This is a genomic window from Streptomyces sp. E2N166 (assembly GCF_003671715.1).
Classification (GTDB): Bacteria; Actinomycetota; Actinomycetes; order Streptomycetales; family Streptomycetaceae; genus Streptomyces; species Streptomyces thinghirensis.
In genome coordinates this window covers 200,659-209,831 of the sequence record NZ_RAIF01000027.1, presented here as the reverse complement: position 1 = coordinate 209,831, position 9,173 = coordinate 200,659, and the positions used below count along the sequence as shown (strand labels likewise).

Genomic DNA, 9,173 nt, shown 5'->3' with positions numbered 1-9,173 from the left:
CCACCCGCCCCAGGGCAGCCCGTCCCGGCGCCCCCGCACTCGGAGCCACCCGCCCCACGGCGCTTCTCCTGGGTCGGCACGCACGGCGGCGCCGGCGTCTCGACGCTCGCCGCCGTGTACGGCGGACAGGACTGCGGACGCGGCTGGCCCGGTCCCGGGGACCCGCCGTCGGTGCTGCTCGTCGCCCGTACGCACGCGGCCGGGCTGGCGGCGGTCCACCGTGCCGTGACGGACTTCCGGCACGAGCATCCGGCAGGGCTCGACCTCGACGCCGTCGTCCTCGTCGCGGACGCGCCCGGGCGGCTGCCCCGGCCCCTCGCCCAGCGAGTGAAGCTGCTCGAAGCGGCCGTGGACGTCCATCGCGTTCCGTGGGTCCCCGCCTGGCGCCTCGGCGAGACGGACGGAAGTCCTCCACGGGGCACCGGCCCCCTGGTCCGCCTCACCGGGCGGGTGGGCTGAGCCACTCGCACACAGTGGACAGATGCTTGCGTGTGCATATAATGCATATGCTGGTATCCGCACACGGCAACCATCAGGGGGGACCTCTCATGACCCGCCACTACCTCTTCCTGCTCGGCAGCAGCCGAGCCGACGGCAACACCGAACTGCTCGCCCGCCGCGCCGCCGAACAACTGCCCACGGACGTCGAGCAGCGATGGATCGACCTGGCCGAGCACCCGCTCCCCGATTTCGAGGACCTGCGGCACGACAGCGACCACGTCCGCCCCACTGAGGGAAGCGCGGGCCTGCTGCTCGACGCCACTCTCGCCGCCACGGACATCGTGATCGCCTCACCGCTGTACTGGTACTCGCTGTCCGCCCCGGTCAAGCGCTACCTCGACTACTGGTCCGGCTGGCTGCGCACCCCCGGCCTCGACTTCAAGGCGACCCTGGCCGGACGCACCCTGTGGGGCGTCACCGCGCTCGCGCACCAGGAGCGGGAGGTCGCCGATCCGCTGATCGGCAGCCTGAGCAACTCGGCGGCCTACATGGGCATGCGTTTCGGCGGGGTACTGCTGGGCAACGGCAGCAAGCCCGGTGACGTCCTGAAGGACACCGAGGCGCTGGCAGGCGCCAAGACCTTCTTCGCGCGGGAGGCGCCGCTCGCCCGTTTCCCGTACGAGCAGACGGACACCGTGCCCGCAAGGTGAGGTCCGCGCCTACGAGGTGATGTCCTTCGCCGTGAAACGCGCCCAGGCCGCCGAGCCGAACACCGCCGCGTAGAGCGCCTGGAGGCCGAGGTTCTTCACCAGGTCGTCCCAGTAGACCGGTTCGCGCATCAGGTCGGCGAAGGACAGCCAGTAGTGCGAGAAGAAGTACGGCTGGAGCGCGTCGAGCTGCGGGATCTGGTCGAGGATCTGGACGGTGATCAGCAGCCCCACCGTGGTCGCCATCGCGGCGATGCCGCTGGCGGTCAGGGTCGATACGAACAGGCCGAGGGCCGCGACACCGACGAGCGAGGCGGCCACGACCAGGGCGATCAGCAGGGCGCGGCCCAGGCCCTCGGCGTAGGTGATCCGGGTGCCGGAGATGGTGGTCAGTTCACCGACCGGGAACAGCAGCGCCCCGACCGCGAGCGCCGAGACCGCGACCACCAGGGTGGCGGCGAGGCAGAAGGCGATCACCGTGGCGTACTTGGTGAGCAGCAGCCGGGTGCGGCCGGCCGGGGCGACCAGGAGGTAGCGGAGCGTACCCGCGTTCGCCTCGCCCGCGACCGCGTCGCCCGCGACGACGCCGATGGCCATCGGCAGGAAGAACGGGAGGGTCGCGGCCAGCGCGGTGAAGACCAGGAACAGGCCGTTGTTGCTGATCTGCGAGATGAACGCCGGGCCCGCGCCGCCACCGCCACCACCCCCGCCGAACGACGCCCCGTCGCTCGTCTCGATCTTCACGGCAATGCCCACCAGGACCGGCACGGCGGCCAGCACGCCCAGCAGGGCGAGGGTGCGCCAGCGCCGGAAGGTGATCAGCAGTTCGCTGCGGAGCAGCCCGAAGGACCACAGCGGACTCGGGGTGCGCACCGCGCTCGGCGCCTCGGCCCGCGACACCCGTGCCCGCGGCGACCCGGCCCGCGGCGACCCGGCCCGCGACGTATCAGCCCGCGACATCGAAGCCCTCCCCGGTAAGCGCCACGAACACGTCCTCCAGGGAGGCGCGCTCCACTCCGAAGCCTCGGACGCGGACACCGGCCGCGACCAGGGCGGCGTTCAGGTCGGCGAGGTCGCGGTCCGGTGGCTCCGCCGTCACCCGGTCCTCGGCGACGACCACGTCCCCGGCCCCCTGCTCCTTCAGCACCCTGGCCGCCTCCCCCGCGTCCGGCGTGGTCACCACCAGCCGGCCACGCGCCCCGGCCGCCAGGTCGGCGACCGCGCCCTGGCTGATCAGCCGCCCCTGCGCCATCACGGCGGCGTGCGTGCACACCTGCTCGATCTCGTCCAGCAGGTGGGAGGAGAGGAAGACGGTGGTGCCGTCGGAGGCCAGTTCGCGCACGAGCGCGCGGATCTCGCGCATGCCCTGGGGGTCGAGCCCGTTGGTCGGCTCGTCCAGGACGAGCAGGCGGCGCGGCTGGAGCAGTGCCGCGGCGAGCGCGAGGCGCTGTTTCATGCCGAGCGAGTACGCCTTCGCCCTCTTGCCCGCAGCGGCCGCGAGGCCCACCCGGTCCAGCGCCGCACCGACGCGCTCTCGCCGGGTGCGCGGGTCGGCGGCCGGGTCGGCGGCGTCGTAGCGCAGGAGGTTGTCGCGTCCGGAGAGGAAGCCGTACAGGGCGGGGCCCTCGATGAGGGCGCCGACCTGGGGCAGTACGGTGCGGGCCGCGCGCGGCATCGGCCGGCCCAGGACCCGGGCGGTGCCCGAGGTGGGCTCGATCAGGCCCATCAGCATGCGGATGGTGGTGGTCTTGCCGGAACCGTTCGGGCCGAGGAAGCCGAAGACGCTGCCCGCCGGAACGGTCAGGTCCAGACCGTCGACGGCGAGCTGTCCGCCGCGGTAGCGCTTGGTGAGCGCCCGGGTGGCGATGGCGGCGTCGTCCGCGCCGTCCCACTGGCCCGGGCTCTCCGCTTCCGTGGCGGACGCTTCGGCCATCGGCTCCCTCGCTTCGACGTAGCTGCTCCGTGCTGATGCCCGACGCCGGACGCCAGGCCCTACGCCTGGCGCCCGACCCCTGGCGCGTGACGCCCGGCCAGACCTGACCTGACGCCTACTGGGCCGCGTCGGCCGCCTTCACCAGCGCGTCCTTGGTGACCGCACCGGCGTAGACCTTGCCGTCGTCCGTGATCAGGGCGTTGACCAGGCGGGTCTTGAAGACCGTGCCGGAGCCGAAGTCGCCCTTGACCTGGTCGCCGAAGGAGCCCAGGAAGCCGCCGAGGTCACCGCCCGCGGAGGCCGTGGGCAGGCCCTGGCCGCCGGTGTCGAAGGTGGCGATCGAGTTCCAGCCCTCGCCGATGACCTTCGGGCCGTCCGTCCCCTTGAGACCGTCGGTCCCCTTCAGGCCGTCCATTTCCTCGGCGAGGCCGCCCTCGGCCTTCCGCCCGTGCTCCGGCGCCTCGTCGGCCTCGGTGACCTTCGCTCCCTTGGGCGGGGTGAAGTCGAACGTCGACGCGTCCGGCTTCGCGAAGCTGACCTTGGTGAAGCCCGCGTCCACGACGGCGGCGCCGCCGCTCGACGGGGTCAGCGTGAACTTCAGCGGCATGCCGGTCTCGGCGTCCACCGCGACGCTGATGGCGCCGACCGTGGAACCTTCCTGCTTGGGCTTGATCACCAGGCGGTACGCGTCCCGGCCGGCCACCTGCGCGGTGCCGTCGACGGTCACGGACGTGGTGCCGTCGACCGCCTTGAGGGCCTGGTCGGCGAAGTCCTTCGGAGTGGCCGGCACCTCCTTCTCCGGCTGCTCGGCGCTGCCGGACGTGGTTGCGTGGTAGACCTCGTTGGACTCGCTGTCGTAGCCCCAGACGTCCTTGCCGTCGTGGATCAGGCTGTACTCGGCGGCGTTCTCCAGCAGCGACAGCTTCTGCCGGTCGGGGCCGTCGGCGGCGACCCGCAGCGTGTGGGTGCCGGACACCAGCTCGGTGAGCTTGGCCGACGGGTCGGCGGCGGAGCCGTCCTCGTCCCCGCCCGGACCGGGACCGCCGGACATACCGGACATCAGGCCGCTCTCCAGTCCGCCGAGGTCCGGCAGACCCAGGTCGGTGCTGATCCTGACCGTGCCGGACAGCTGCTCGACGTCCGACTTGGCGATCTTCTCGATGAGCTGCTCCGCCGTGACCTTCGGAAGGTCCGGGTCCCCGGAGTCGGCGAGCGCGGGGACGAGGCCGATCGTCGCGGCCGCCACGCCCATCACCGCGACCGGGACGACGTACCGCGCGGCCCTGCGCCGTCCGGCGCGCAGCTCCTCGCCCTCCCCGGCGGTCGTGTTGTCGTCGGAATCGATCGGTGCCATGTGTGCCCTACCTCCGTCGTCGGCGGCGGCTGTCTCACGATCTCGCGCTCGTTCACCCGTGAGCCGCCATTCTCACCCGAATCGGTGAGGATTGGTGTTTCCGTGGTGTCCATCTGACCAAATCGGCCAAGCGGAATCGTCAGACCGCGGGCTCAACTCCGCCTACTCCTGCGGGATGACACGGAGGGCTCGCGACTCCCCCGTCCCGTAGGGGGCGGGGTACGCGGCCGGGCGCTCAGCCGGCCCGGTGCACCACGGCGTCGCACAGTTCCACCAGCGCGGACTTCGCCTCGCACTCCTTGAGCGGGGCCAGCGCCGCCCGGGCATCCTTGGCGTACCGCACGGTGTCCCGCCGCGCCTGCTCCAGCGCGGGGTGGGCGCGCAGCAGCCGCAGCGCCTCCGCGTGCCGCGCGTCGTCGCTCAGGTCGGAGTCCAGCAGCTCGCACAGGGCGATGTCCTCGGCGAGCCCCAGCCGGGCCGCCCGCTCGCGCAGCCGCAGCACCGGGAGGGTCGGGATGCCCTCACGCAGGTCGGTGCCGGGCGTCTTCCCCGACTCGTGGGAGTCGGAGGCGATGTCCAGGACGTCGTCCGCGAGCTGGAAGGCGACGCCGAGCCGCTCGCCGTACTGGGTCAGCACGTCCACGACCGTCTCGTCGGCGCCGGACATCATCGCGCCGAACCGGCAGGAGACCGCCACCAGCGAGCCCGTCTTGCCGCCCAGCACGTCCAGGTAGTGGTCGACCGGGTCCCGGCCGTCCTGCGGCCCCGCCGTCTCCAGGATCTGGCCGGTGACGAGCCGTTCGAACGCCAGGGCCTGCACGCGGACCGCCTCGGGACCGAGGTCGGCGAGGATCTGCGAGGCGCGGGCGAACAGGAAGTCGCCGGTGAGGACCGCGACCGAGTTGTCCCAGCGGGTGTTGGCGCTGGGCACGCCGCGCCGTACGGCGGCCTCGTCCATCACGTCGTCGTGGTACAGGGTGGCGAGGTGGGTCAGCTCGACGACGACGGCCGAGGGCACGATCCCGGGGGCGTACCGGTCGCCGAACTGAGCGGAGAGCATCACCAGCAGTGGCCGGAAACGCTTGCCGCCGGCCCGCACCAGATGCTGGGCGGCCTCCGTGATGAACGGAACCTCGCTTTTGGTTGCCTCAAGCAACCCTTCCTCGACCGCAACCAATCCGGCCTGGACATCGGCTTCCAGAGCCTGGTCCCGCACGCTCAGCCCGAACGGCCCGACGACGGTCACGAGGGGTCTCCTGTCTGCTGGTGTCTACTGGCGATTACCTGGTTTGTCGATAGGTCGCTGCCACCACTCAAGTCAGCGTATCCGGTCACCTTTCGATCACCGCTAGCGCCCACCGTTACAGGCCGGTCGGTATCGGATCATGCACAGTATGTTTTTGATCAGGTGATATGAGCAGATATCGATCGCCATCACCAGGGGCCGGAACCCGCCACCGAAGATCACATCACCCCTCCCAACGGCCCGCACTCCGAATACGTCACCCGCTCGGGTCACCCCGGCCCCGCCCCGAACGGATGCCCCGCACAGCACACGGAAACACCGGCCGGGGCGGGATCGGGAACGAGAGGCGCGCGGCGGCCGGCCCACCCGACCGCCGCCGGAACTCGAAGCCCTCCCCACCTGCGGGCGATTGACTCCGAGTTGGCACCAATGCCCGATTTGCCACCCTTGTTGAGGCGGGTGAGTTGGCTCACTTCACCCCACCTGTAGGCAACCCCACCGCCGGCTGCGCCCTCCCTTTGCCCCGCAAGCCAGTTGAGGCTTGGCAGCCGCAAAGGATCAAGCGCCTCAAACACCTCAGAACAAGGTCAACAGGCCCGTTGGGTGATTCCTGCACTTGTTTCGGACATGTGCTCTCGCATACGTTCCCGGCCTGTCGGGCGGACGCCGAATCCTGCCACCGCCCGGACACACAGTCATCCGCCAACAAACTCGCAGGCAGGAGCGGGGGACCCAGGTAAGCCGCCGCACCGGTCACCACCGGAGCGGCTAGGGGTGAAGCCGTGCCCGTAAGGGCCCGGCCGGGCACCTCCCCGCCCGAACCCGACAGCTCACCTCGCAGGCGTAAGGAGAGGGACTCAAGCATGTCTGCCAACGGTCAGAACCGTCACGCCCGCACCGCCCGCCTCGCCCGGAAGCTCGCCGTGGCCGGCACCGGCGCCGCCGTGCTCGCCCTGCCGCTCATCGGGGCCACCAGCGCCTCCGCCGCCACTCCGGCCGCCACCACGGCCGCCGCGACGACCGCCACCACCACGGCGACGACGTACCCGGACAACCTCGACGGCTGGATCCGCGAGTCGCTCGACATCATGGCCCAGCACGGCATCCCCGGCTCGTACGAGGGCATCCACCGCAACATCATGCGGGAGTCGTCCGGCAACCCGCTCGCCATCAACAACTGGGACATCAACGCCATCAACGGCACCCCGTCCAAGGGCCTGCTCCAGGTGATCGACCCGACCTTCCAGGCGTACCACGTGCCCGGCACCTCCTGGGACCCGTACGACCCGGTCGCCAACATCACCGCCGCCTGCAACTACGCGGCCGACCGGTACGGCTCGATGGACAACGTCTTCGGCGCGTACTGAGCCGTGATACGGGCCTCTGCACCGCAATGCGGGGCTCCGGGCCGTACTACGAAGCTCTGAAGATCCGTTCGAGGACGACGGCCACGCCGTCGTCCTCGTTCGTCAGGGTGACCTCGTCGGCCACCGCCTTGAGTTCGGGGTGGGCGCCCGCCATGGCCACACCGTGCGCCGCCCAGTCGAACATGGGGATGTCGTTGGGCATGTCCCCGAAGGCGATCGTCCGCCGCCGGCTCACGCCCAGGCGCTCGGCGGCCAGCGCCAGGCCGGTGGCCTTGGTGATGCCGCACGGCTGGAGCTCCACCGTCCCCGGGCCCGACATCGTGACCGTGGCGAGGGAACCGACCACCGCGCGCGCCGTCGCCGCCAACTCGTCGTCGGACAGCTCGGGATGACGTAGCAGCACCTTGCTGATCGGCGCGTTCCACAGCTCGTCGCGCCGCTCGACCCGCACCGCGGGCAGCGTCGGGTGAGGCATCAGGTAACCCGGCTCGATGAGCGTCAGGCCGTCGACACCGTCCTGGTCGACCGCCGCGTGCACCTGCCCCACCTCGGCCTCGATCTTGCCGAGCGCGGTCTCCGCCAGCTCCCGGTCCAGGGTGACCGACCACAGCATCCGGTGCGCGCCGGCGTCGTACACCTGGGCGCCCTGGCCGCACACCACGAGCCCCGTGCGGCCGAGGCGGTCGAGCAGGGGCCGCACCCGGGGCGCGGGCCGCCCCGTCACCACCAGATGCCGCGCACCGGCCCCGGCCACCCGCGCCAGCGCGGCCAGTGACCGGTCGGACACGGTGTCGTCGCCGCGGAGCAGCGTGCCGTCGAGGTCGGTGGCGACGAGTGAATACGCGGTGCGGTCCATGATCAGAGAATACGGACACCGCACCTGTCCGACTCACCCGCGACCGCTTCCGAACGAGGAGGCGCGAGGTCGGCACGAGTCCGCACGAGTACGGCACGAGTGCGCACGAGGACGCACGTTCGTGTCCGAAACCTGGCACATCATCGGCTAAAGCCGGTTAAAGGCCTGTGCACCGGTTGGCAACAACATGGTCCGCTACCTACCGGCCGGACGGCGCCCGGGGGTACCTTCCTTTTGTCCAGGGGGGACTTGATCGGGGGGTCGGGTTGAACAGCGGACGTGTGCGTGTGCTCAGGCCGGAGGAACTGGGCGAGGGGGAACGGGAGCACTGGCGCGAGCTGCGCGCCAAGTCGACGGCACCACGCAATCCGTTCATGGAACCGGAGTTCACCGACGTCGTGGGCCGGGTGCGGCCGCGGGCGCGGGTCGCGGTGGTGTACGACGGCGGTGAGGCGGCCGGTTTCCTGCCGCACGAGCGCGGACCGCTGGGTCAGGGGCGGGCGATCGGACTCGGGGTGTCGGACTGCCAGGGCGCGGTGCTGCGCCCAGGCCTCACCCCGGACACCCGCGAACTGCTGCGGGCCTGCTCCCTGTCGAGCTTCGCCTTCGACAACCTGGAGGCGGAGCAGGGGTTGTTCGTGCCGCACGCCGCCGAGGAGCACACCACCTACGTCATCGACGTGGAGAAGGGGTACGAGGCGTACGAGAGCGGGCTGCGCGACCGGTCGCCGAAGTTCCTCAAGACCACCCTCGCCAAGGAACGCAGGCTCGGCCGTCAGGTCGGGGACGTGCGCTTCGTGTTCGACGAACGGGACCCGGCCGCGCTGCGCACGCTCATGGGGTGGAAGTCGGCGCAGTACCGCAGGACGGGACGCCGGGACCGGTTCGCGCAGGAGTGGATCACGCGGCTCGTCGGTCGGCTCGCCGGGACCCGGGCGCCGGAGTGCACCGGCACGCTGTCCGTTCTCCACGCCGGCGGCCGGCCGGTCGCCGCCCACTTCGGACTGCGCTCGGCGACGGTCCTGGCGTGCTGGTTCCCGGCGTACGACCCGGAGTTCGCCAAGTACTCGCCGGGTCTTGTCCTGCATCTGCGGATGGCCGAGGCAGCCGCCGCCCAAGGCATCGGCATGCTCGACATGGGACGGGGTCCGGCGGAGTACAAAGACGCCCTGAAGACCGGTGACCTGCCCGTGTACGAGGGGGCGGCGACGCGCGTGGGGGCGGGCGCCGCGCTGCACTGGCTCGGCCGCGAGCCGGCCCGCCGCGCGC

General features: G+C 71.4%; 9 protein-coding genes and 1 riboswitch. Of the genes, 4 read left to right on the top strand and 5 right to left on the bottom strand.

All coding sequences use genetic code 11. The features are described from left to right. On the top strand, window positions 1–459 hold a 459-nt coding region (locus EBH09_RS21475), incomplete at its 5' end, for a DUF6668 family protein (RefSeq protein ID WP_121748600.1). Window positions 460–548: 89 nt separating this feature from the next. Further along, a complete protein-coding gene (locus tag EBH09_RS21470; RefSeq protein ID WP_121748599.1) occupies window positions 549–1,151 on the top strand; it encodes an NAD(P)H-dependent oxidoreductase in 603 nt (200 codons plus the stop codon). Window positions 1,152–1,160: 9 nt separating this feature from the next. Here the strand turns inward: EBH09_RS21470 and EBH09_RS21465 are convergent, their stop codons facing one another. The 4 genes from EBH09_RS21465 to EBH09_RS21450 form a co-directional block, all read right to left on the bottom strand. Further along, window positions 1,161–2,108, bottom strand: coding sequence for an ABC transporter permease (locus tag EBH09_RS21465; protein ID WP_238697400.1), 948 nt, complete (start codon window positions 2,106–2,108; stop codon window positions 1,161–1,163). Further along, entirely contained in the window at window positions 2,095–3,081 is a 987-nt protein-coding gene (locus EBH09_RS21460) for an ABC transporter ATP-binding protein (protein WP_121748597.1), read from the bottom strand. The genes EBH09_RS21465 and EBH09_RS21460 overlap by 14 nt, the downstream gene beginning before the upstream one ends. 115 nt (window positions 3,082–3,196) lie before the next feature. Beyond that, window positions 3,197–4,435: an outer membrane lipoprotein carrier protein LolA gene (locus EBH09_RS21455; protein ID WP_121748596.1), complete on the bottom strand. Its 1,239-nt coding sequence runs from the start codon at window positions 4,433–4,435 to the stop codon at window positions 3,197–3,199. 235 nt (window positions 4,436–4,670) lie between these two features. After that, the gene (locus EBH09_RS21450) at window positions 4,671–5,681 is read right to left on the bottom strand and encodes a polyprenyl synthetase family protein (protein WP_121748595.1); all 1,011 of its coding nucleotides are present in this window, start codon (window positions 5,679–5,681) and stop codon (window positions 4,671–4,673) included. A gap of 690 nt (window positions 5,682–6,371) precedes the next feature. Next, window positions 6,372–6,539: riboswitch (cyclic di-AMP (ydaO/yuaA leader) on the top strand. A 5-nt stretch (window positions 6,540–6,544) separates the two neighbouring features. On the opposite strand from EBH09_RS21450, the gene EBH09_RS21445 reads away from it, so the two are divergent. Then, on the top strand, window positions 6,545–7,048 hold the full coding sequence (locus EBH09_RS21445) for a transglycosylase SLT domain-containing protein (protein ID WP_121748594.1): 504 nt from the start codon (window positions 6,545–6,547) through the stop codon (window positions 7,046–7,048). Window positions 7,049–7,094: 46 nt separating this feature from the next. Here EBH09_RS21445 and EBH09_RS21440 read toward each other — a convergent pair whose 3' ends face one another. Next, window positions 7,095–7,904 carry an HAD family hydrolase gene (locus EBH09_RS21440; protein WP_121748593.1) on the bottom strand — a complete coding sequence of 270 codons (810 nt, stop codon included), beginning with the start codon at window positions 7,902–7,904 and terminating at the stop codon, window positions 7,095–7,097. Window positions 7,905–8,191: 287 nt separating this feature from the next. Here EBH09_RS21440 and EBH09_RS21435 point away from each other — a divergent pair. Then, on the top strand, window positions 8,192–9,173 hold a 982-nt coding region (locus tag EBH09_RS21435), incomplete at its 3' end, for a GNAT family N-acetyltransferase (protein WP_238697406.1).

Excerpts from the sequence above, each read along its gene's own strand:
- EBH09_RS21440 (WP_121748593.1), bottom strand. The coding sequence starts at position 7,904 with ATGGACCGCACCGCGTATTCACTCGTCGCCACCGACCTCGACGGCACG.
- EBH09_RS21445 (WP_121748594.1), top strand. The coding sequence starts at position 6,545 with ATGTCTGCCAACGGTCAGAACCGTCACGCCCGCACCGCCCGCCTCGCC.
- EBH09_RS21455 (WP_121748596.1), bottom strand. The coding sequence starts at position 4,435 with ATGGCACCGATCGATTCCGACGACAACACGACCGCCGGGGAGGGCGAG.
- EBH09_RS21465 (WP_238697400.1), bottom strand. The coding sequence starts at position 2,108 with ATGTCGCGGGCTGATACGTCGCGGGCCGGGTCGCCGCGGGCCGGGTCG.
- EBH09_RS21460 (WP_121748597.1), bottom strand. The coding sequence starts at position 3,081 with ATGGCCGAAGCGTCCGCCACGGAAGCGGAGAGCCCGGGCCAGTGGGAC.
- EBH09_RS21470 (WP_121748599.1), top strand. The coding sequence starts at position 549 with ATGACCCGCCACTACCTCTTCCTGCTCGGCAGCAGCCGAGCCGACGGC.